The following is a 20,442-nucleotide window of genomic DNA, read 5'->3' as shown; positions in this document are numbered from 1 at the left end:
CCAGCACCCAGCACCCAGCACCCAGCACCTGCACATGCCCGACGCCGCCCCCCAAGACAACGCCTCCCCACAGCACAGCCAGCACACCCCCATGATGCGGCAATACCTGCGCATCAAGGCGGAGCACCCGGACATGCTGCTGTTTTACCGCATGGGGGACTTCTACGAGCTCTTCTTCGACGACGCCGAGCGTGCGGCGGCGCTCCTGGACATCACGCTCACCAAGCGCGGGCAGTCCGCCGGGCAGCCCATCCCCATGGCCGGCATCCCCTACCATGCCGTCGAGGGCTATCTCGCCAGGCTGGTGCGCGCGGGCGTGTCCGTGGCCATCTGCGAGCAGCTCGGCGATCCGGCCAGGAGCAAGGGACCGGTGGAGCGCAAGGTGGTGCGGGTGGTCACACCCGGCACCCTCACCGACGAGGCCCTGCTGGACGACCGCCGGGAGAATCTCTTGTGTGCCGTCGCCGAGGGCGCGCCGGCGCCGGGCCCGGCGGACACCGCGGATGCCGCCTTTGGCCTGGCCGTGCTGGAGCTCGCCGGCGGACGCTTCACGGTGCTGGAGCTCACCGGCCTCACGGCGCTGGCGGCGGAGCTGGAGCGCCTGCGGCCCGCCGAGCTGTTGCTCGCCGAGGGCAGCGACCTGCCGGAGCGGCTGGGCTTTACCGGCGGCGTCGCGCGCCGCCAGGCCTGGCTCTTCGACGCCGACAGCGCCGAGCGCCTGCTGTGTCGACAGTTCGGCACCCGTGATCTCACGGGCTTCGGCTGCGGCGAGCTGCGCCTTGCGGTCGGCGCCGCCGGCTGCCTGCTGCAGTACGTGCGCGACACCCAGCAGAGCGAGCTCGCACACCTGCGCGGCCTGAGCACCGAGCGCCGGGACGATGCGCTGATACTGGACGCCGCCACCCGCCGCAATCTGGAACTGTTGACACCCCTGCGCGCCGCGACGGACCGCGCCGATGCGGACCGCGCGGAGCAGCAGACCCTGGCCGCGGTCATGGACGCCACCCGCACCACCATGGGGGCGCGGCTGCTGCGGCGCTGGCTCGGCCGGCCGCTGCGCGATGCCGATGCGGTGCGCGACCGCCAAGATGCGGTCGAAGCCCTGCTCGACGAGGCCGCACGCGCCCCGCTGCGCGAGGAGCTGGCGGCCATCGCCGACATCGAGCGCATCGTCGCCCGCATCGCCATCGGCTCCGCGCGCCCGCGCGACCTCGCGGCGCTGCGCGATGCGCTGACCCGGCTGCCGGCACTGCATGCCTGCCTTCAGCATGCCAACCTCGGCGGCGCCAGGCCCACGCTGCTGGCGGCGTTGGACACGGATCTGGGCGAGCATCCCGACACCCACACCCGGCTGACGCGGGCCCTGGTGGAGACGCCGCCGGCGCTGATCCGCGACGGCGGCGTGCTGGCGCGCGGTCACTGCGCCGAGCTGGACGAGCTGCGCGACCTCGCCGAGCACGGCGACCAGTTCCTGCTGCAGCTGGAGGCCCGGGAGCGCGAGCGCACCGGCATCGCCGCCCTCAAGGTCAGCTACAACCGGGTGCACGGCTACTACATCGAGATCGGCCGCAGCCATGCGGACAAGGTGCCGGCGGACTATCAGCGCCGCCAGACCCTGAAGGCCGCCGAGCGCTACATCACCCCGGAGCTGAAGCGCTTCGAGGATCAGGTGCTCTCCGCCCGCGAGCGGGCACTGGCGCTGGAGAAGTCCCTGTACGAGGACCTGCTGGCGACCCTGGGCGCATGCATCGAGCCGCTGCAGCGTTTGGCCCGGGCCGTGGCCACCCTGGACGTGCTCGCGGGCCTCGCCGAGCGGGCGGCCAGCCTCAATTGGCGCCGGCCCGAGCTGGTGGAGGCGGTGATGGTGGAGATCGCCGACGGCCGCCATCCGGTGGTGGAGCGCATGCTGTCCCGGGGTAGCGGCGCCCCCTTCATCCCCAATCCGGTGCGCCTGGACGCGCACCGGCGCATGCTGGTGATCACCGGCCCGAACATGGGCGGCAAGTCCACCTTCATGCGCCAGACTGCGCTCATCGTGCTCATGGCCTATACCGGCAGCTTCGTGCCGGCGGCCGCCGCGCGCATCGGCCCGGTGGACCGGATTTTCTCGCGCATCGGCGCCGCCGACGACCTCGCCGGCGGGCGCTCCACCTTCATGGTGGAGATGGAGGAGACCGCCAACATCCTGCACAACGCCACCGAGCGCAGCCTGGTGCTCATGGACGAGGTGGGCCGCGGCACCAGCACCTTCGATGGTCTGTCGCTGGCCTGGGCCTGCGGGGTGGAACTGGCCAGCCGGGTGCGGGCGCTCACCCTGTTCGCCACCCATTACTTCGAGCTCACCGCCCTACCCCAGGAGCACACCGGCATCGCCAACCTGCATCTGGACGCGGTGGAGCACGGCGAGCGCATCGTCTTTTTGCACAGTGTGCGCGAGGGGCCGGCGAGCCAGAGCTACGGCCTGCAGGTGGCGACGCTGGCCGGCGTGCCGCGGGCGGTGATCGAGCGTGCCCGCGAGCGCCTGCGCAGCCTGGAGGAGGACACCGTCGAGCGCCGGCCCGCCGCCGCGGACACGCCGGCCCAGCTCAGCCTGTTCGCGCCGCCCGCACCGCATCCGGCGCTCACGGCCCTCGAGGCGCTCGATCTGGAGGCGCTCACGCCGCACGCCGCGCTGGCGGCGCTGCATCGGCTCAAGGGTATGCTCTGACCCTGTCTGGCAGGACTACTGTGGGGTCTGACGCCGGGGACTTGGGACTGGCGAGTCCGCCCCGCATCCGGTCGGCGGGCGTGCGGGCTCAGGTCAGGCGCCGGGGTGGTCCACCGCCCATCACCGATCCGCCAGCCCATCGACCCGCACCAGGGCCAGGGTGATGTTGTCGGCACCGCCCTGGGCGTTGGCGGCGCGCACCAGGGTATCGGCGGTGCTGTCGAGGCCGCCGGCGGTGTCGAGCACGGCGCAGAGCTCCCGGGGCGCCAGCATGCCGCTCAGGCCGTCGGTGCAAAAGAGATAACGGTCGCCGGCGGCGAGTTTGCTGATCGCCACGGCGGGCTCCACGCGGGGCGTGGCGCCGAGGGCGGTGGTGAGGATGTGCTCGTTGACGCCGGACCGCCGCGCCTCATCGAGGCTGGAGAACGACCCCTGGTCCACCATCTCCTGAATCAGCGAATGGTCCTTGGTGAGTTGCGTCAGCACGCCGGCGCGCAGCCGATAGAGCCGGGAATCGCCGACGTGGGCATACACGAGCCAGTCGGCGCCGAAGCAGCCCATGACCAGGGTCGTTCCCATGCCGGCGCAGCCCTGGCGCTGAGCGGCGAGCCTGATGATGGCGTCGTTGGCCTCATCGATGGCCGCCGTGGTGAGCCGTTGTGCGACATCGGGGGCGTCGACCGGCGGCGGCTGGCGCGCGAAGCGCTCACCGATGACGTGCACCGCAGTGTCACTCGCGACATCGCCGGCGGGAGCGCCGCCCATGCCGTCGGCCACCAGCACGACCCCGATGTCCGGCAGGCAGCTGACGGCGTCTTCATTGCGCCGCCGCACCAGCCCGTGGTGGCTGCGCCACGCAAGCGCCAGCGACGCCCGGGTCATGTCGAGCGGTGCTGCGGTGCCCGCGCCGGCCACAGGCGCACGGAGCGGCTCGGGACAGGGCGCAGATTCAACGTAGCGAAGCGCTCAGTTGGCCGCACTGGTCTGCTCCAGCAGCGCGGCAAGGCGCTTGGGCTCAACGTAGCCGGGGACCATGTCGCCGGAGTCGAGCACGATGGCCGGGGTGCCGCGAATGCCCATCAGCTCGCCGAGCTGGCGATGCTCCGCCACCGGATTGGCGCACTCGCGCTTGGGCATATCCTCGCCGGCCTTGGCGCGGGTCAGGGCCTCCCGGCGGTCATCGGCACACCACACGGAGACGGCCTTGTCATAGGCGGGTGAGTTGGCGCCGGCGCGCGGGTAGAACAGATACCGCACGCTAATGCCGGCATCGTTGTACGCCTGGATCTGCTCGTGCAGCTTACGGCAGTAGCCGCAGTCGATGTCGGTGAACACGGTGATGGTGTGCTGCGCAGATGGCGCTTCGAAGACCACCATGTTGTCCGCACCCACCTGCTCGATGGAGCGCAGCCGGGCGCGCGCCTGGGCCTGCTCGGTGATGTTCTCGCGGCTTTCCAGGTCGACGATGGCGCCGTCGATGAGGTAGCGGCCGTCGCCGGTGACGAACATCACCTGGGGGCCGATTTCGACTTCGAACAGGCCATCGACCGGCGTCGCCTTGACACTGGTGGGCTTGAAGTCGGGCAGCACCTTGGCCAGCGCGGCGCGGATGGTGGCGGCCTCGTCGGCGGCGATGGCGATGGCGCCGGACGCCATCAGCGCCAACGCGCCGAGGCCGGTCAGTGCAAAGCGTTTGATCATACGGATTACCTCAGTGTGGGTCATAGCTGGAGCGGTTGCCCGGGACGGTCTGCGGCGGCGCCCGCCGCCGTGGCTCAGTCCCGGAAATTGGTGAAATCGAGCGGCAGTTGCCAATCCTCGGCCTTGAGCAGTGCGATGGCCTGCTGGAGGTCATCGCGCTTTTTGCCGGTGACGCGCAGCTGATCACCCTGCACCTGCGCCTGCACCTTGAGCTTCGCGGCCTTGATGGCCTTGACCATGCGCTTGGCGGTGTCGGCGTCGATGCCCTGCTTGAGAGCGACGTCCTGACGCGCGGCATTCAGCGTGCTGACGGGCTCGCCGACGTCCAGCGCCGCGAGGTCCACCCGTCGCTTCACCAGCTTCTGGCGCAGGATGTCCAGCATCTGCTGGAGTTGGAACTCCTGTTCGGCCCGGAGTTGCACGGCGCCCTCGCCGAGCTCGAAAACGGCATCGACACCCTTGAAATCGAACCGGGTCTGAATCTCCCGATTGGCCTGGTCGACGGCGTTGCGGACCTCCTGCAGGTCACATTCGGCGGTGACATCGAAGGACGGCATGGGCAGCTCCGTTGCGGGAGGGCGGGCGATGGTTGCGGGCATGGTCGCCAATGAGCCCGAGACCATAGTTGAACGCGCGCCGCAGGTCCACCGCGGCAGCCGTGCGGATGGCCTCGTCCGTCCGTCGGTCGCCGGCGGTGTCCTCAGCCGCGGGGGTGGTGGCGCTGGTGCAGTTGCTGCAGGCGCTCGCGGGCGATATGGGTGTAGATCTGGGTGGTGGACAGGTCGCTGTGTCCAAGCAGTAACTGCACTACCCGCAGATCCGCACCGTGATTGAGCAGATGGGTGGCGAAGGCGTGACGGAGGGTGTGCGGCGACAGGGGCTTGACGATGCCGGCCACCAGCGCGTAGCGCTTGATGAGCTGCCAAAAGGCCTGGCGGGTCATGCAGGCGCTGCGCGCGGTGGGGAACAGGTACTCGCTGCGCCGCCCGCCGAGGATGGCCGCCCGGCTGCCGCGGGCGTACTCGGCGAGCCAGCGGGTCGCCTCCTCGCCGAGGGGCACCAGACGCTCCTTGTCGCCCTTGCCGCTGATGCGCACCACGCCCTGGTTCAGGTTCACGGCCTGCGGGCGCAGGGTCACCAGCTCGGTCACCCGCAGCCCGCTGGCATAGAGCACCTCCAGCATGGTGCGGTCGCGGTGGCCGCGTGGGTCCTGGGTATCCGGTGCGCCCAGCAGGCGCTCCACCTCCGCCTCCGTCAGGGTCTTGGGCAGGGGGCGGCCCAGCCGCGGGGCGTCCACGCGAGCCGACGGATCCTCGCCGACGCGGCCCACCCGCAGCAGATGGCCGTAGAACTGCCGCAGGCAGGACAACAGCCTGGCGGTGGATCGGGGCTTGCGGCCCTGCTGCGACAACAGCGCCAGGTAGTCCAGCAGGTCCAGGCGCTGCGCCTCGCAGGCGCCACGTCCGCGCTCGGCGGCGAGCCAGCGCAGAAAGGCGGTGAGGTCCGAGCGATAGGCCGCCAGGGTGTTGTCGCTCAGGCCCCGCTCCAGCCAGAGGGCATCGGTGAAGGCCTCCACCAGCGCCAGCTCGATGTCATCCGCGCGTGCCGGTGTCATGATGGCCGCCGGCCGGTGGTACCTTCGTGCGCCAGCAACGCGCGCTTGATGGCCAGCAGCCGCCCGCCGCGGTCACCGGCGAAGCCGCCGAGCCCCTGGCGTGCCACCACCCGGTGGCAGGGCACCACCAGCGGGCAGGGGTTGGCGCGGCAGGCGCCGCCGACGGCCCGCGCCGCAGACCCCAAATCCGCCGCCAGCTCGCCGTAAGTGCGCGTGCGACCGGGCGCAATGGCGGCGATGGCCCGCCAGACCCGGCGCTGGAAGGCCGTGCCGGGCAGGCGCGTGGGCAGGCCGATGGGCTGCAGGGCGTCTGCGAAGTAAGCCATGAACGGCGCAGCCAGCCATGCCGGCGCCGGCGGTGCGTCCAGATCGTCGGCGGCCAGCACCACGCGCACCAGCCCGGCGTCCTCCGCCGTGGCTTGCCAATGCAGCCCGATGCGACCGATGACGGTCTCCAGCGCCGAGACGGCCACCGTGGGTGCGGCGTCGCCTGGCGTCAGTCGCCGGCCGGCGTCGAGCGGCATGTGGCCCTCCGAGAACATCGCAGTCATGGCAGCGTCATACACGTCGCATTCGAGGATTGCCGGTTTGCGGGTGGACAGCGGGCGCAGGCGACGGCCGGGGAGACAGCCAATGGGGAGACAGCCAATGAGGTGCCGAGTCGGCCTCCCGACCGTCGACGCCCGCCGTGCGCCATTCAACCCGGCAAAGTTTGTAGCGGAAAGTTACGCTGCGACGACTATATACTCTCGGCCATCTCGAATCGACACGGCCCAGCGGTGCCCGGGAGCGCAGCCCGATGCCAAACGCCATGCCCGACGCGGTCCACCCTGCGGCCGACGACCCATGTGATGAGCCGCCGCCGGCCGCGTTCTGGGAGACGACGCGCCTCGAGGCCATGTCGGGGGCGCAATGGGAATCTTTGTGCGACGGCTGCGGTAAGTGCTGCCTGGAGAAGTACGAGGACGAGGATACCGGCGCCATCCATTACACCAATGTCGCCTGTCGGCTGCTGGACTGCGACACTTGCCATTGCACGGACTACGCCAACCGCAGCGTGCAGGTGCCCGATTGCATCACGCTGACCCCGGCGCACCTCGAAGACCCCACCTGGCTGCCCGAGACCTGCGCCTATCGGCGCGTTGCGGAGCGCCGCCCCCTGCCCCGCTGGCATCACCTGCGCTGCGGCGACGCCGACGCGGTGCACCGGGCCGGCGCCAGTGCCCGCGGCCGGGTGGTGTCGGAGCAAGCGGTGACGGACCCGCTGCTGCACCTGGTGGACTGGGTGCGCTGAGCGCCGGCAAGCCCCACTACCCAGGATACCCGGACGATGACGCACCGACGGCTGGTCCTCGCCTCCACATCGCCGTTCCGCCGCGAGCTCCTCGCCCGGCTTGGTCTGCCCTTCGAGGCCGTCGCCCCCGAGGTGGACGAGACCCCCGCCCCCGGCGAGAGCGCCGGGCGGCTGGTGGTGCGCCTGGCGGAGGCCAAGGCGCGGGCCGTGGCTGATCGATTCCCGGATGCGCTTATCATCGGCTCGGATCAGGTGGCGGCGCTCGACGGCGCCATCCTCGGCAAGCCCGGCGGCCGCGGGCGCGCCATCGAGCAGCTCAGCCGCGCCAGCGGGCGCACCGTGGTCTTTTGCACCGGCCTCTGCCTGCTGCGCACCGCCGACGGGCGCGCGCAGACCGCCTGCGAGGTGTTCAAGGTGCACTTCCGCCGCCTGAGCGCCGCGCAGATCGAGGCCTATGTGGACCGCGAGCAGCCCTTCGGCTGTGCCGGCAGCTTCAAGTCCGAAGGGCTCGGCATCGCCCTGTTCGAGCACTTGGAGGGCGCCGACCCCAACGCGCTCATCGGTCTGCCCCTGATCCGGCTGGTGGACATGCTGTCAGCAGCCGGCGTCGAGGTGCTGGCAGACCGGGGCGAGGTGGGCGGGTCCGGGGTCTAGCCCCGCCCCATCACCCCGGATCTCATCTCAGCGCCGGCAGCCCCTGCCAGGCACCGATCTCGGCCAGGCCGCGGCCGAGGGCGGTGCCGAAGCGCTCGGTCAGGCGCTCCAGCAGGTCGCGCTTGCTGGTGTACTCCACGATCTCTTCGGTGCCTACGATCTCGCGGGCGACGTAGCTGCTGGAGCCGATGCCGTCGCTCAGGCCCAGGTCCACGCTCTCCTGGCCGGTCCAGAAGAGCCCGCTGAAGAGTTCTTCGCCGCCCTTGAGCCGCTCGCCCCGGCCGGTCTTGACCGCATCGATGAACTGCGTGTGGATGTTGTCCAGCAGGCCTTGCAGGAAGGCCCGATCCTGCGCCGAAAGCGGCGAGAACGGATCCAAAATGGCCTTGCGATCCCCGGCGGTGAGCAGCCGGCGCTGAATGCCGAGCTCCTCCATGGCCTGCTGGAAGCCGAAGCTGTCCAGGCGCACCCCGATGGAGCCGATGAGCGTCGCCGCGTCGACGTAGATCTCGTCGGCGGCGGCGGCGATGTAGTAGGCCCCGGAGGCGCAGGCGTCGACGCCGACGGCATAGAGCTTTTTGTCCGGATACTTCTCGCGCAGCCGACGGATCTCGTCGAAGACATAGCCCGCCTGCACCGGACTGCCACCGGGGCTGTTGATGCGCAGGATGACGGCCTTGGCCTGCTCCGCCTCGAAGGCCTTGCGCAGACCCGTGATGATGTGATCGGCGCTCGCGCTCGCCTCGGGCGCGATGATGCCTTCCACGTCCACGAGCGCCGTATGCTCCGTGCCGGCGCTCAGGGACTCGCCGATGCCGTTGGCGTAATAGGCGGCCACCAGCAGCAACAGGTAGGCCAGGATGCCTATGCGGAAGACGACGCCCCAGCGCCGCGAGCGGCGCTGCTCGCGCAGGAATTCCGCCGCCATGCGATTGATGAGCGCCCGCTCCCAGTCCGAGTCGTCGGGGGACGGCATGCGCTCGGCCCGGCTCGGGTCGCGGCGTTGCCAGAACTTGAGGAAATCGAGCTTCATGGTGTGTCGTCTTCGCTTACGTGTTGGGCCGCGGCGGCGAGCCAGCCGGGCAGCGCCTCGATGGCCGACAGGCAGGCACGGGGCGCGAGCGCCAGCAGCCGTTCCGGCGCATGCGCGCCGTAACAGACGGCGAGCGCGTCGACGCCGGCGTTCTTTGCCGTCAGCAGATCGTATTCGGTATCGCCAATCATGAGTGCCCGCGAGGCATGGACGCCCAATTCGTCCAGCAGTTCCAGGAGCATTTGCGGATGCGGCTTCGAGAAGGTCTCGTCCGCCGAGCGCGTGGCATGGAAATGGGTATCGAGTCGGGTTTCCGCCAGCGCCCGGTCCAGTCCGACGCGACTTTTGCCCGTGGCCACCGCCAGCAGATAGCCCGCCTCCCGCAGCCGGGGCACCACCTCGGCGACGCCCGGAAACAGCGGCGTCGGCGTCTCATCCAGCTCCAGGTAGTGTGCCCGATAGCGCGTGACGATCTCGGACCGGGTGGCCGTGTCCTGAGCCGGCGCCAGCTCGGCGACGGCATGGGCAAGGCCGAGCCCGATGACGTTGCGGGCTGCACCCGGCGTCGGCGGCGGCAGGCCGAGCTCGGTGAATGCGGCCTGCATGCTGGCGACGATACGCGCGGCGGAATCCATCAGGGTGCCGTCCCAGTCGAACACCAAAAGCTCATAGCGCATGGGCGTGCTCCTCTGCGCGTCGAATGACCGCCGCCAGCGGCTCGGGCAGCGGGGCTGTCACGGTGATGGGCGCCGCATCGTCGCGCGGGCGAAACCGCAGCTCGGCGGCATGCAAAAAGAGCCGCGTCAGCCCCAGCGCCGCCGCACGGGACCGATGCTCGGGGCGGCCGTACTTGTCGTCGCCGGCGACGGGCGCACCGATGGCCGCCGCGTGCACCCGGATCTGGTGCGTACGCCCGGTGTGCAGTGCCACGTCCACCAGCGTCACGTCGCCGTAGGCGGCGACGCGCCGGAACACGGTCAGCGCCGGCTTGCCGGCGGCCGCATCCACGCGCACCATGCGCTCGCCGCTTTGGAGCTGGTTCTTGGCCAAGGGCAAGTCCACCCGCTGCACCGCAGCGGCCAGGGAGCCGCACAACAGTGCCTGATACTGTTTGTCCACCGCGCCGTCGCGCAGCTGCGCGTGCAGGAACCGAAGTGCACTGCGCCGCTTGGCGATGAGCAGACAACCGGAGGTGTCGCGGTCGAGCCGGTGCACGAGCTCCAGCTCCTGCCCGGGCCGCGCCGCCCGCAGCGCCTCGATGACGCCGTGGGCCACGCCGCTGCCGCCGTGGACCGCCACCCCCGCCGGCTTGTCGAGCACCAACAGGCGCTCATCCTCGTAGCGCACGCATCCGGCCAGGGCGGCGGTCAACCCCGCGGGCGGCGCGGCGCGGCTGGCTTCGGGCCCGGTGCGCACCGGCGGGATGCGCACGTCATCCCCGGCGTGCAGGCGTTGATGGGGCTTCACGCGGCCCTTGTTGACGCGCACCTCGCCGCGGCGCAGGAGTCTGTAGATCAGCGAGCGCGGCACGCCCTTGAGCTGCGTCAGGAGGAAGTTGTCCACGCGCTGACCCGCGGCGCCTTCGGCGACGCGCAGGTGACGCACACCTGGGATACGGCCTGCATGTGCAGAACGGGCGCGTCCGGTGCTGGGATCGGTCAATTGCTGCCCCTCGGAAACCTTGCTAACCTTAGGAACTTATGTGAGATCGTCCGGCGCGGCGACCGCAGGCTGATGGTACAGCGTCGCACGCCTCCGGCGTCGACGCCGCGACGGCAGGCTCTTGCGTGTAAAGCGGGGCACCGCCAGCACTTCCTGTGACGACCGCGCCAACTTCAGGCCACGCAAGAACGAAGCCCCAGCCATGGTACACCGGCACCATCCGACAGCCCACCACCGGGCCGGGGCGGCCATGGGCGCAAGCCTGGACCCGGCGCGCCCGCACCACCGGGCGGGCTGAGCTCGAAATCCGTTTCCCGGACGCCGCAGCCCGCGGCGTCCGCACCAGCGCCCTGGCCCCTCCCAGCCGGGGGCGCGACTTGAACACAGGCGCGTGCCCGCTGCTTGCCTGGCCGCCGCCGACCGACGCCGTGCGCGTCGCGGCGGCCGCGAACCTCGGGCCCGTCGGCATGGGGAGCCGACTGCGAGCGGGACTCCCGGAGCACGGCCCCACGGGCCGATCCGGGCAACGGTATCACGCCGCGCGCCACGGCCAGAGTGCGCAGACAACATGAAAAGAATGCTGATCAACGCAACGCAGCCCGAAGAGCTGCGAGTTGCGATCGTGGATGGGCAGAAGCTATTCAACCTGGACATCGAAAGCCCCGGACGGGAGCAAAAAAAGGCCAACATCTACAAGGGCGTCATCACCCGCGTCGAGCCGAGCCTGGAGGCGGCCTTCGTCGACTACGGCTCCGAGCGCCACGGCTTCCTGCCGCTGAAGGAAATCTCCCGCGCTTATTTCAGCCAGGAGGTCAAGCCCGGCAGCAAGGCGAGCATCAAGGAGCTCATCAAGGAGGGACGCGAGGTCGTCGTGCAGATCGACAAGGAGGAGCGCGGCAATAAGGGTGCGGCACTCACCACCTTCATCTCGCTGGCCGGGCGCTATCTGGTGCTCATGCCCAACAACCCGCGTGCCGGCGGCGTCTCCCGGCGCATCGACGGCGCCGACCGCTCCGAGCTGCGCGAGGCGCTGAGCCAGCTCGATATCCCCGCGGATATGGGGCTGATCGTGCGGACCGCGGGGGTGGGCAAGAACGCCGAGGAGCTGCAGTGGGATCTGGACTACCTGCTGCAGCTCTGGGACGCCATCAAAACCTCCGGCGAGAGCCGCAAGGCGCCCTTCCTGATCTACCAGGAAAGCGACATCATCATTCGCAGCATCCGCGACCACCTGCGCGCGGACATCGGCGAGATCGTGATCGACAGCGAGACGATGTACCGCCGTGCCGAGGAATTCATCCAGCAGGTGATGCCGCAGAACGAAAAGAAGCTCAGGCTCTATCAGGACGAGGTGCCGCTGTTCACCCGCTATCAGATCGAGAGCCAGATCGAATCCGCCTTCCAGCGCGAGGTGCGTCTGCCCTCCGGCGGCGCGCTGGTCATCGACCACACCGAGGCGCTCACCTCCATCGACATCAACTCCGCCCGCGCCACCAAGGGCGCGGATATCGAAGAGACGGCCCTCAACACCAACCTGGAGGCCGCCGACGAGATCGCCCGGCAGCTGCGCCTGCGCGACCTGGGCGGACTCTTCGTCATCGATTTCATCGACATGACGCCGGCGAAGCACCAGCGCGAGGTGGAAAACCGCCTGCGCGAGGCCCTGAAGCAGGACCGCGCCCGGGTGCAGGTGGCACGCATCTCCCGCTTTGGACTGCTGGAGATGTCGCGTCAGCGCCTGCGCCCGTCGCTGGGCGAGTCGAGCCAGCACGTCTGCCCCCGCTGCAAGGGCCAGGGCACCATTCGCGGCGTGGAGTCCCTGGCGCTGTCGGTGCTGCGCATCATCGAAGAAGAGGCGATGAAGGAAAGCACCGCGCGCATCCTCGCCCAACTGCCGGTGGACGTCGCCGCCTTCCTGCTGAACGAGAAGCGGCGCAAGATCCTCGAGATCGAGCAGCGCCATCAGGTGGGCGTGGTACTGATTCCGAACAAGCACCTGGAGACGCCCGACTACGCCATCGAGCGCATCCGCGTACAGGACACCGAGCGTCGCAGCGAGGACGAGCCGAGCTACACCCTGGCGAATGTGCCCGAGCAGGAATTGCCCGCCTTCGCCAACATGAGAGCCGACATCAAGCCCGAGGAGCCCGCCGTGAAAGGCGTCAAGCCCTCGGCGCCGGCACCGCAGCGCCCGCGGCCGGCCCAGCCGCCGGAAACCGAGACCAGCGCAGGCGACGCGGATCTGGAGCGCGCCCACCAAGAGAGCATGCTGAAAAAGCTCTGGGGCATGCTCTTCGCACCACCAAGTGACGGCACGGCGGACGCCCCAGACGACGCCGGCCGTATGCCGCCGGCCGCCATCCAGGCGCCCCCGCACGGGCCCGAGGGCGAGCGCTCGCAGGCCGCCACAGCCGCTCGCGGTCAGCCCCGGACCGCCGGCGCCGACGGCGACGATCAACAGCGCAAGGCGCGTGGACAACGCCGCGACGATGCCGGCCGGCAACGCCGGAGCAAGCCCAAGGCGGAGCTTGCTGCGGACGATACGACAACTCGCGAACAAGTCGGCGCACAAACCGAGGAGCCGGCCGCCCAGCGCCAGAGCCGCTCGCGCCGCGGCCAGGCCGGCAGCCAGCAGGACGATGGCGAGCGCCAACGCAGCTCGCGCCGCAGCGGCCGCGGCGGGCGCTCGCGGCGCAGCGGCGGGCAACGCGAAGCGACGGATGCCGGCGGCGGTGATGGCGCTGACGCGACCCCGGCCGATGCGCCCGGCAGCGACGGTACCGCCACGACGGATGCCGCGCAGCCACAGCGGCCGACACACGATCAGGGCCCGTCGAGCACCGACGCCGGGGGCGCCGGACAACGTCCCGGGCGGCAGCTGATGACGCGTCGCGATACCCTGCCAATGGCCACCGACGCTGAGCGCAAGGGGGCGCCCGTGGCAGCGGACGCCACCGCGGACGCAGACCCGAACACCCGCAGCGCAGCACCCGGCGGCGATGGCGCGGATGCCCCCGACGGCGCGGAGACGACGCCGGCGACCGACCCCGCCGGCGATGAGCAAACACCGACCCGCAGCCGCTCCAGCCGCCGCCGCCGTGGCGGACGGCGGCGGCGCAGCAACGCCACGCGCGACGGCGAGACGGCCGCCGCCGATACGGCCACGGATGGTGACGATCGACCGGATGCCAGCGCCGTCACCGCACAATCCGCCCCGGCCAAGGCCCCCACCGCAGAGACCAACGGCGCCGCAGCCGATGCCGACGGCGCCGCAGCCAGCCCGCAGCCGGCACCACGCATGCCCGGTGCGCCCGAGCCTGTGCCCAGCCCGCAGCAGGCTTCGGTCGACAACACCGGCGGCAAGCCCGCCCCGGAGGCCGCCGCCGCACCGGCGATATCCGATGGCGGCACCGGGGTCACCGCCGAGGCGCCGGCCCCGCAGCGGGCGCGCAAAGGCAATGGTGCAGCGCATGCCGATGGCGCAGACACGGGCCGCAGCACCGAATCGGGTGCCGTCGCGGTGAGCCATGGCGCCCCGGCGCCGGCGCAGCCACCCGGGGCCAGAGCCAGCGATGGGGCACATACCGACGCCGGCGGCGACGGGTCAGCAGCCACCGCGAGCGTCGCGGCGGCGCCGACGCCAGACGTGCCCGCCCCGGACGATGCCAGTTCCGGCGGCACGCGCACCGCCGACGGCGGTCAGCCGGGCTCCGGCTGAGCAGCGCCGCCGACACACCAGCCGCGCCCGGCGCCCCTGGACGTCGCCGCATTCAACCCGATGCAATTTCGGTTTGCGAAGCGGCTGCGGTACCATGGCCGGCCCATGTGCCGGCGTGCACCGCCGGCGTCTCTACGCCCGTCAAGCCCGTGTCACTGGCCTCCAAATGCTGCGTCTGTTCCTCACCAGCATCGCGCGCTTCGTCGGTATCGCCGCCGGCGCGCTGTTGCGGTCGCCGGATGGCGTGAGCCGCGCCCGCCCGCGTCGGGTGCTGGTCATGCTCGCCTTCCTGCCCATCTTCGCGCTGGCGCAGGGCATCCACTGGCTCGGCTTCCTGCTGGATGAGCTGCTGTTCCGGGACTATCGCCGGGTTCGCATCCGTGAGCCCTTGTTCGTGCTCGGCGTGCCCCGCAGCGGCACCACCAATCTGCATGCCGTGCTGGCGCGTGACCCGCAGTTCACCACCTTCACGACCTGGGAGTGTCTGTTCGCGCCGTCGGTATCACAGCGCCTGTTCTGGCGCACCCTGGGGCGGCTGGATGCCAAGCTGGGTGCCCCCTTGCGGCGGCTGCTGAGTATGGCAGAGCGGCGCTTCTTCGCGTCCCTGGACGACGTGCACGCCATGAGCCTGAGCTCCCCCGAGGAGGATTACTTCGCCCTCATGCCCGTGCTGAGCTGCTTCATCCTGGTGTTGGCGTTTCCGCAAGCGGCACATCTCTGGCGCATGGGCAGCTTCGACCGCGATATGCCCGCCGCCGAGCGGCGGCGGTTGCTGGACTTCTACGCCGACGCACTGCGCCGCCATCTCTACGTGCACGGACAGGACAAGCGCCTGCTCTCCAAGAATGCCGCCTTCGCCGCCATGGCCAACAGCCTCGCGGCACAATTCCCGGATGCCCGCTTCCTGGTCTGCCTGCGCGACCCGCTGCAGACGGTGCCCTCGCAGCTGAGCTCCATCCGCGCCGGCCTGAGGTTCTTCGGTGTGCCCGCCGACAGCGCACCGTTGCGCGAGCGCTTCATCGAGCAACTGGCGTTCTACTACCAAAACCTCCGCACCCTCGCCGAGACACAAGCGCCGGCGCGCACCGTCACCACGACCCTGCCACAGCTGAAGGCCGATCTCGCCGGCACCGTGCGCAGTGCCTACGGGCGTCTCGGCATCCCGCTGCGGCAGGACTTCACCGCAACCCTCAGCGCCGCCGCTGCACCGGCACGTGCCTATCGCAGCAGTCACCGCTACCAGCTCGCCGAGTTGGGTCTGGACGCGGCCACCATCGCCCGACGCTTCGCCGACGCCTATCCTGACCCGGCCAGCGCCCAAGTCGTGTTGGGGGCGCCGGAATCACCGCCACACCCGGCCGCCGGCACCCCCGCCGCCGCGGTCATGGATGCAACCGAGCAGACCGCGGGGCTGTCGCGGTGCTGAGCCCCACCGAAGACAACGCCAGCGTCGGGGCCGCGCCGGACAGCATCGCCGGCGCCCTCGACGGCACCGGTCTGCGCATCGCCATCGTCTCGGACGCCGCGCCGGAGCGCAACGGCGTCGGTGCCTACTACCGGGACCTGGCCGAGCACTTGACGGCCGTCGGCGGGCGCGTCGATCTCATCTCGCCGCGCTTTCGCGCCGGCCACTGGTATGGCGGGCTGCCGTTGCCGCTGCCGGGTGATCCCACGCAGCGCTTCGTCCTGCCCTCCCTGCCGCTGGTGATGCGGCGGATGGCGCGGCTGCGCCCGGACGTGGTCATCGTGCCTACCCCCGGGCCCTTCGGCATGCTCGGCATGGTGCTCGCCAAGCGCTGGCACGCGCGACTGGTGGTGGGCTTCCATACCCACTTCGAGCGGCTCGCAGCGCTCAACGACGACTGGGTGCTGATGGGCAAGGTGGCACAGGCCTATCTCAATACCTGCAACCGGGCCCTGTTCCGCGAGGGCGCCTTGGTGCTGGCCAATTCCGAAGAGATGCTCGACATCGCCAGGCGCATCGGCGCCCGGCGTGTCGGCCTCATGGGCACGCCTATCCCCAAGGCCTTTCTCGACACACCGCCGCAGCCCCTGCGTCAGGGCGTGCATCGCATCCTCTTCGCCGGCCGGCTCGCACCGGAGAAAAATCTCGGTGCCATCGTGGACGCCGCCGCCGCGCTGCCGGATCTGCAGTTCCAAGTGGCCGGCGATGGCCCACAGCGGCAATGGCTGCTGGAGCAGGGTGCGCAACTGCCCAACCTGCACTATGTCGGTTGGGTGAAGCGCCAGCAAATCCTGCCGCTCATCGACGGCGCCGACGTCCTCGTCCTGCCATCGACGGTGGAATCCTTCGGCACCATCGCGCTGGAGGCCATGGCCCGGGGCAGACTGGTGGTGGTATCCGCCGCATGCGGCATCCTCAGCTGGCGAAGCCTGGAGCAGGGGTTGTTCCAGATTCGCCCCGACGAGACCCTCGCCGACACCCTGGCGCGGTTGCGGGCGGTGGACCATGCCATGCTGGAGCGCAAGGCGGGCATCGCCCGCGCGGCCGCCCGCGAGCTGAACGATCGCAACCTACGCCATTGGCTGCGGGTGGTCCGGGATGAGAACGCCGCCGGCAGCGACGATGTCTGCATCTGAGACCCGGGCCATCGCCCCCCCGTCCGGGGATGAGCCCCTGGCGCTGGTGTCGGTGCACGACCTGATGCCGGCAACCATGCCGGCGGTGCGCCGGACCCTGGCCCTGCTGGAGCGCCACGACGTGCAGCCGGTGACGCTGCTGGTGGTGCCCGGCACGGGCTGGGATGCCCGCGGCATCGACGAGCTGCGGGCGCTGCAGCGTGCGGGCTACGTGCTCGCCGGCCATGGCTGGCGGCATCAGGTCGCGCGCATCCGTGGCCTCAAGCACCGCCTGCACAGCCTGTTCCTGTCCCGTCATGTCGCCGAGCACCTGGCGCTGAGCGCCGCCGGCATCCTTGCGCTCATGCGACGCTGTCAGCATTGGTTTCAGCAACAGGCGTTGGACCCGCCCACACTCTATGTGCCGCCGGCCTGGGCGCTCGGCGACATCGCACCACGAACCCTCGGCGAGGCCGGACTGTACCAACAGGTGGAGGTCTTCTCGGGTGTCATCGACACCGCCCGGGGCACGCTCACGCCCGCTCCGGTGCTGGGCTATGAGGCCGATGCGCCGCTGCGGGTGCCCGTGCTGCGGCTGTGGAACCGGCACGCACGGCGGCGGGCGGCGCGCACGGGTGTCCTGCGGGTGGGTATACATCCAGCCGACCTCGACCATCCACTGCGCGGCGATCTGGTCGAGGATCTGCGCCGTTACCGCCGCTTGGCCGACTATGCGACGCTGCTGGACGACCCGCCGCCGACCACCCGCGCGGGTGCGGCGCGGCACACAACCGGCCACAGCGCCTAAGCGCGTCGCGCGCTGCAGCCGCAGACGCCGTCACAAATGGCGGCGGCGGATCTCCTCCAGCAGCCCGACGGCGGCCTCCTCCACCATATCGAAGACGGCATCGAAGCCGCCGGCGGCGCCATAGTAGGGATCGGGCACCTCGCGCAGGCGTGCCTGCGGCGCATAATCCATCAGCAGCGCCAAACGCCGTTCCAGGTCGCGCCCGGGCGGACAGAGGGCGGACAGGACCTGGTAGTTGTCCTGATCCATGGCCAGCACATAGTCATACAGCTCGAAGTCCTCGGCCACCGCACGCCGGGCGCGCAGGTCGGCCAAGTCGATGCCCCGGCGCCGGGCCGTCTCCTGCGCACGGGGATCCGGCGGCTCGCCGAGGTGGTAGGCGTGGGTGCCTGCGGAGTCGGTCTCGATCTGCTCCGCGAGCCCGGCCTCTGCGACGAGCTTGTGGAACACCCCCTGCGCGGTGGGCGAGCGGCAGATATTGCCCATGCACACAAAGAGCACCCGCACGCGTTTCGTATCGTTCATAACGGTCTGTCCTGTCTGGTCGTAGTGTCTGCACCCGTCCCTGGCTTCGATGCCTCAGATCCTGAAAATTCTGCACTATCCCTCGCAGAACTGCCCCATGCGTGTCTTTTCGTCTGCCAGCCGCCAACACCGAAGGCGAGATCCTGACCCTCGGAGACCGCCCTGCGCGCTGAGCCCGCGGTGGTCAGCGGCACCTGGGCCGCCGTCTTCGCCGCGGCTGCCCGGAGGACTACCGGGGCGGACGCATGCGCCCGAAGGGCTGGCGGTACTGGCGCATGCGCAATTGCAGGCGTTGGCGCTCCAGGGCGCGGCCCGGATCCATGCCGCCGCTGCGCCGGGGCATCGCCGGCGGGGGTGTCACGGCTCCCGGTTGGTCGGGGCGCGCGGCGGGCGGTTCGAGCACACGCCGCCGCCGGCTCGCATCGCGCTCGATGCGCTGCTCCACGGCGCGCAGGTCGTTGCGCTGCACGCGCTCGACGGTGGAGAGCTCACGCGCTTCGCGCAGGTCCAGCGGCCCCGCGCGCTGTCGGTATGTGCGCTGATCGCGTTCCAACTGCAGCCAGCCCGCGGCCCTCGTCGGCTCGGCCGATTGACTGATACCGGGAACGCCCATCGCCACCAGACACAGCCCCAGGCACAGCAGCGCCCGGGCACCGCTGCCGGGGCGATGAGCCAAACCCGCCATGCCAGGCCAACACGCACCCATTCGGTGCAGAACCCGCCGTGCGCGGTAAAGATTCGACCATCCCGACGTGCCCGGCAGACGCGACAACGCCGGCGCACGTGCATCAGCAACGACTGATGCGCACAGCCGTACCAGACCTTCAAAGTTGGCATGCGCCATGCTTATTCTCCACCAGAGGCGGAAATTCCCTCTCTGCCATTTCCGTTCTCTGACCTCCTCAGTGGTGAATTGGCCCCGCGACCCCGCGGGGCTTTTTTTTGGGTGGCCCCGCTCACGCCTGACGCCGATGACAGGGTGCGAAAGACGACTCCGCGCCCTCACCTGCTGCGCACCACAACCAATCAGTCAGCACCATGCAAACCACCGAAGAGCTCCTGGCGCGGCTGCGCGCCCACCTCGGGCGCCGCTGCCAGCACGCGGGCCGCCACTGGCGCCTCGTGGAGGTATTGGCGGCGGACGGCCGCCTGGTGTTGGAGAGCCGGGACCCGAAGCCCCCCATCCAGACCGATCAATACGGCAACCCCGCCTTCCGCGCACCAGAGCACCTGGAACTGGCGCTGTTTACCGAAGCAGGCGAGCCCACGGCGGATCTGGCGCGACTCCTGCGGGCCTGGGACGATATCGGCGACCACGGCTGACACAACCCGCCAGACGCCCTAGCCGCCACTCCCCTGGAGCCAGCGTAGCACGGCCCGTACGTCATCGGCGGTATCCACGCCTGGGCCGGGTGTGACCTGCGCCCGCGCCACCTGCAGCCGTGCCCCGTGCCAGAGCACCCGCAACTGCTCCAGGGACTCGGCCCGTTCCAGCGGCGACGGCGGCCAGCCGACGAATGCTTGCAGAAATCCAGCGCGATAGGCGTACAGACCAATGTGGCGCCAAAAGTGCGTATGCTCCGGCAAATGGGCGCGCTCGCCCAGGAATTCGTCTCGATGCCAGGGAATCGGCGCCCGCGAGAAGTAGAGCGCGGTGCCGTCCGCCGCGGTGACCACCTTCACCACGTGCGGGTCGAACAGTTCGCCGGCGACGGTGATAGGGGTGGCCAGGGTTGCCATTTGCAGGTCGTCGTCCGCCGCCAGGGCGGCCGCCACCTGGTCGATATTCGCCGGTGGCATGCAGGGCTCATCCCCTTGAAGGTTCACCACCACACTCTCCGCCGGCCAGCCCCGGGCGGCCGCCACCGCCGCGATGCGCTCCGTGCCGCTTTGGTGATGTGCCGCGGTGAGCGCCACATCTGCGCCGATGGCCCGGGCGTGGGTGATGATCCGGTCATCGTCGGTGGCGATGACCACCTCGGCCGCGGCGCTGGCCCTGGCCTGCTCCCAGACGCGGGCGATCAGGGTCTTGCCGCCGATGTCCAGCAGTGGCTTGCCGGGCAGGCGGCTGGCGCCATAGCGGGCGGGGATGACGACGCGAAAGCTATTGTGCATGGCATTCTCACTCTGGCGCCGTTGCGGCCG

Annotated in this window: 19 protein-coding genes; 8 read left to right on the top strand and 11 right to left on the bottom strand. The window is 70.4% G+C overall.

What is annotated here, in order from left to right; genetic code table 11:
• Positions 1–34 precede the first annotated feature (34 nt).
• The gene (gene mutS, locus QZ588_RS03140; RefSeq protein ID WP_295539793.1) at positions 35–2,707 is read left to right on the top strand and encodes a DNA mismatch repair protein MutS; all 2,673 of its coding nucleotides are present in this window, start codon (positions 35–37) and stop codon (positions 2,705–2,707) included.
• Between the two features lie 120 nt (positions 2,708–2,827).
• Here the strand turns inward: mutS and QZ588_RS03135 are convergent, their stop codons facing one another.
• The 5 genes from QZ588_RS03135 to QZ588_RS03115 form a co-directional block, all read right to left on the bottom strand.
• Positions 2,828–3,589 (bottom strand): protein phosphatase 2C domain-containing protein, encoded by a 762-nt coding sequence (locus tag QZ588_RS03135; RefSeq protein ID WP_295539791.1) that lies wholly within the window; start codon positions 3,587–3,589, stop codon positions 2,828–2,830.
• 84 nt (positions 3,590–3,673) lie between these two features.
• On the bottom strand, positions 3,674–4,408 hold the full coding sequence (locus QZ588_RS03130) for a DsbC family protein (protein WP_295539788.1): 735 nt from the start codon (positions 4,406–4,408) through the stop codon (positions 3,674–3,676).
• A 74-nt stretch (positions 4,409–4,482) separates the two neighbouring features.
• Entirely contained in the window at positions 4,483–4,965 is a 483-nt protein-coding gene (locus tag QZ588_RS03125; RefSeq protein ID WP_295539785.1) for a YajQ family cyclic di-GMP-binding protein, read from the bottom strand.
• A gap of 143 nt (positions 4,966–5,108) precedes the next feature.
• The gene (gene xerD / locus QZ588_RS03120; RefSeq protein WP_295539783.1) at positions 5,109–6,023 is read right to left on the bottom strand and encodes a site-specific tyrosine recombinase XerD; all 915 of its coding nucleotides are present in this window, start codon (positions 6,021–6,023) and stop codon (positions 5,109–5,111) included.
• A complete protein-coding gene (locus QZ588_RS03115; RefSeq protein ID WP_295539781.1) occupies positions 6,020–6,574 on the bottom strand; it encodes a methylated-DNA--[protein]-cysteine S-methyltransferase in 555 nt (184 codons plus the stop codon). Before QZ588_RS03115 ends, xerD begins: the two co-directional genes overlap by 4 nt.
• Before the next feature lie 260 nt (positions 6,575–6,834).
• Here QZ588_RS03115 and QZ588_RS03110 point away from each other — a divergent pair, with 260 nt between their 5' ends.
• Positions 6,835–7,317, top strand: a complete 483-nt coding sequence (locus tag QZ588_RS03110; RefSeq protein ID WP_295539779.1) for a YcgN family cysteine cluster protein — start codon at positions 6,835–6,837, stop codon at positions 7,315–7,317.
• 36 nt (positions 7,318–7,353) lie between these two features.
• The gene (locus QZ588_RS03105; RefSeq protein WP_295539777.1) at positions 7,354–7,971 is read left to right on the top strand and encodes a nucleoside triphosphate pyrophosphatase; all 618 of its coding nucleotides are present in this window, start codon (positions 7,354–7,356) and stop codon (positions 7,969–7,971) included.
• Between the two features lie 22 nt (positions 7,972–7,993).
• On the opposite strand, the gene QZ588_RS03100 is transcribed toward QZ588_RS03105, so the two are convergent.
• From QZ588_RS03100 to QZ588_RS03090, 3 genes are read right to left on the bottom strand one after another with little or no spacing between them, the layout of a single operon-like run.
• Positions 7,994–9,004, bottom strand: a complete 1,011-nt coding sequence (locus QZ588_RS03100; RefSeq protein ID WP_295539775.1) for a S49 family peptidase — start codon at positions 9,002–9,004, stop codon at positions 7,994–7,996.
• Positions 9,001–9,681: an HAD-IA family hydrolase gene (locus QZ588_RS03095; protein WP_295539773.1), complete on the bottom strand. Its 681-nt coding sequence runs from the start codon at positions 9,679–9,681 to the stop codon at positions 9,001–9,003. The genes QZ588_RS03100 and QZ588_RS03095 overlap by 4 nt, the downstream gene beginning before the upstream one ends.
• Positions 9,671–10,666 carry an RluA family pseudouridine synthase gene (locus tag QZ588_RS03090; protein WP_295539770.1) on the bottom strand — a complete coding sequence of 332 codons (996 nt, stop codon included), beginning with the start codon at positions 10,664–10,666 and terminating at the stop codon, positions 9,671–9,673. The genes QZ588_RS03095 and QZ588_RS03090 overlap by 11 nt, the downstream gene beginning before the upstream one ends.
• Positions 10,667–11,234: 568 nt before the next feature.
• On the opposite strand from QZ588_RS03090, the gene rne reads away from it, so the two are divergent.
• The 4 genes from rne (at position 11,235) to QZ588_RS03070 (ending at position 17,772) form a co-directional block, all read left to right on the top strand.
• The gene (gene rne / locus QZ588_RS03085; protein ID WP_295539768.1) at positions 11,235–14,384 is read left to right on the top strand and encodes a ribonuclease E; all 3,150 of its coding nucleotides are present in this window, start codon (positions 11,235–11,237) and stop codon (positions 14,382–14,384) included.
• 94 nt (positions 14,385–14,478) lie between these two features.
• On the top strand, positions 14,479–15,810 hold the full coding sequence (locus QZ588_RS03080; RefSeq protein WP_295539766.1) for a sulfotransferase: 1,332 nt from the start codon (positions 14,479–14,481) through the stop codon (positions 15,808–15,810).
• Positions 15,804–16,985 (top strand): glycosyltransferase, encoded by a 1,182-nt coding sequence (locus QZ588_RS03075; RefSeq protein WP_366929528.1) that lies wholly within the window; start codon positions 15,804–15,806, stop codon positions 16,983–16,985. The genes QZ588_RS03080 and QZ588_RS03075 overlap by 7 nt, the downstream gene beginning before the upstream one ends.
• Positions 16,972–17,772: a polysaccharide deacetylase family protein gene (locus QZ588_RS03070; protein WP_295539764.1), complete on the top strand. Its 801-nt coding sequence runs from the start codon at positions 16,972–16,974 to the stop codon at positions 17,770–17,772. Before QZ588_RS03075 ends, QZ588_RS03070 begins: the two co-directional genes overlap by 14 nt.
• A gap of 30 nt (positions 17,773–17,802) precedes the next feature.
• On the opposite strand, the gene QZ588_RS03065 is transcribed toward QZ588_RS03070, so the two are convergent.
• Both QZ588_RS03065 and QZ588_RS03060 read right to left on the bottom strand, forming a co-directional pair.
• The gene (locus tag QZ588_RS03065) at positions 17,803–18,297 is read right to left on the bottom strand and encodes a low molecular weight protein-tyrosine-phosphatase (RefSeq protein ID WP_295539763.1); all 495 of its coding nucleotides are present in this window, start codon (positions 18,295–18,297) and stop codon (positions 17,803–17,805) included.
• A 229-nt stretch (positions 18,298–18,526) separates the two neighbouring features.
• Positions 18,527–18,973: a hypothetical protein gene (locus QZ588_RS03060; protein ID WP_295539761.1), complete on the bottom strand. Its 447-nt coding sequence runs from the start codon at positions 18,971–18,973 to the stop codon at positions 18,527–18,529.
• Between the two features lie 362 nt (positions 18,974–19,335).
• Between QZ588_RS03060 and QZ588_RS03055 the strand changes: the two genes are divergently transcribed.
• Positions 19,336–19,620, top strand: coding sequence for a hypothetical protein (locus QZ588_RS03055; RefSeq protein WP_295539759.1), 285 nt, complete (start codon positions 19,336–19,338; stop codon positions 19,618–19,620).
• Between the two features lie 18 nt (positions 19,621–19,638).
• Here QZ588_RS03055 and kdsB read toward each other — a convergent pair whose 3' ends face one another.
• Positions 19,639–20,412 carry a 3-deoxy-manno-octulosonate cytidylyltransferase gene (gene kdsB, locus QZ588_RS03050; protein ID WP_295539757.1) on the bottom strand — a complete coding sequence of 258 codons (774 nt, stop codon included), beginning with the start codon at positions 20,410–20,412 and terminating at the stop codon, positions 19,639–19,641.
• Positions 20,413–20,442 lie beyond the last annotated feature (30 nt).

It is taken from the genome of uncultured Thiohalocapsa sp., from assembly GCF_913062725.1.
In the GTDB taxonomy this organism is placed as follows: Bacteria; Pseudomonadota; Gammaproteobacteria; order Chromatiales; family Chromatiaceae; genus Thiohalocapsa.
The sequence above is the reverse complement of the archived record's forward strand: the minus strand, read 5'-3'. Positions and strand labels throughout refer to the sequence as shown.

Excerpts from the sequence above, each read along its gene's own strand:
- QZ588_RS03110 (WP_295539779.1), top strand. The coding sequence starts at position 6,835 with ATGCCCGACGCGGTCCACCCTGCGGCCGACGACCCATGTGATGAGCCG.
- QZ588_RS03065 (WP_295539763.1), bottom strand. The coding sequence starts at position 18,297 with ATGAACGATACGAAACGCGTGCGGGTGCTCTTTGTGTGCATGGGCAAT.
- QZ588_RS03130 (WP_295539788.1), bottom strand. The coding sequence starts at position 4,408 with ATGATCAAACGCTTTGCACTGACCGGCCTCGGCGCGTTGGCGCTGATG.
- QZ588_RS03070 (WP_295539764.1), top strand. The coding sequence starts at position 16,972 with ATGTCTGCATCTGAGACCCGGGCCATCGCCCCCCCGTCCGGGGATGAG.
- kdsB (WP_295539757.1), bottom strand. The coding sequence starts at position 20,412 with ATGCACAATAGCTTTCGCGTCGTCATCCCCGCCCGCTATGGCGCCAGC.
- QZ588_RS03125 (WP_295539785.1), bottom strand. The coding sequence starts at position 4,965 with ATGCCGTCCTTCGATGTCACCGCCGAATGTGACCTGCAGGAGGTCCGC.
- QZ588_RS03055 (WP_295539759.1), top strand. The coding sequence starts at position 19,336 with ATGCAAACCACCGAAGAGCTCCTGGCGCGGCTGCGCGCCCACCTCGGG.
- QZ588_RS03100 (WP_295539775.1), bottom strand. The coding sequence starts at position 9,004 with ATGAAGCTCGATTTCCTCAAGTTCTGGCAACGCCGCGACCCGAGCCGG.
- rne (WP_295539768.1), top strand. The coding sequence starts at position 11,235 with ATGAAAAGAATGCTGATCAACGCAACGCAGCCCGAAGAGCTGCGAGTT.
- QZ588_RS03105 (WP_295539777.1), top strand. The coding sequence starts at position 7,354 with ATGACGCACCGACGGCTGGTCCTCGCCTCCACATCGCCGTTCCGCCGC.
- QZ588_RS03080 (WP_295539766.1), top strand. The coding sequence starts at position 14,479 with ATGGCCGGCCCATGTGCCGGCGTGCACCGCCGGCGTCTCTACGCCCGT.
- QZ588_RS03135 (WP_295539791.1), bottom strand. The coding sequence starts at position 3,589 with ATGACCCGGGCGTCGCTGGCGCTTGCGTGGCGCAGCCACCACGGGCTG.
- QZ588_RS03115 (WP_295539781.1), bottom strand. The coding sequence starts at position 6,574 with ATGACTGCGATGTTCTCGGAGGGCCACATGCCGCTCGACGCCGGCCGG.
- xerD (WP_295539783.1), bottom strand. The coding sequence starts at position 6,023 with ATGACACCGGCACGCGCGGATGACATCGAGCTGGCGCTGGTGGAGGCC.
- mutS (WP_295539793.1), top strand. The coding sequence starts at position 35 with ATGCCCGACGCCGCCCCCCAAGACAACGCCTCCCCACAGCACAGCCAG.
- QZ588_RS03095 (WP_295539773.1), bottom strand. The coding sequence starts at position 9,681 with ATGCGCTATGAGCTTTTGGTGTTCGACTGGGACGGCACCCTGATGGAT.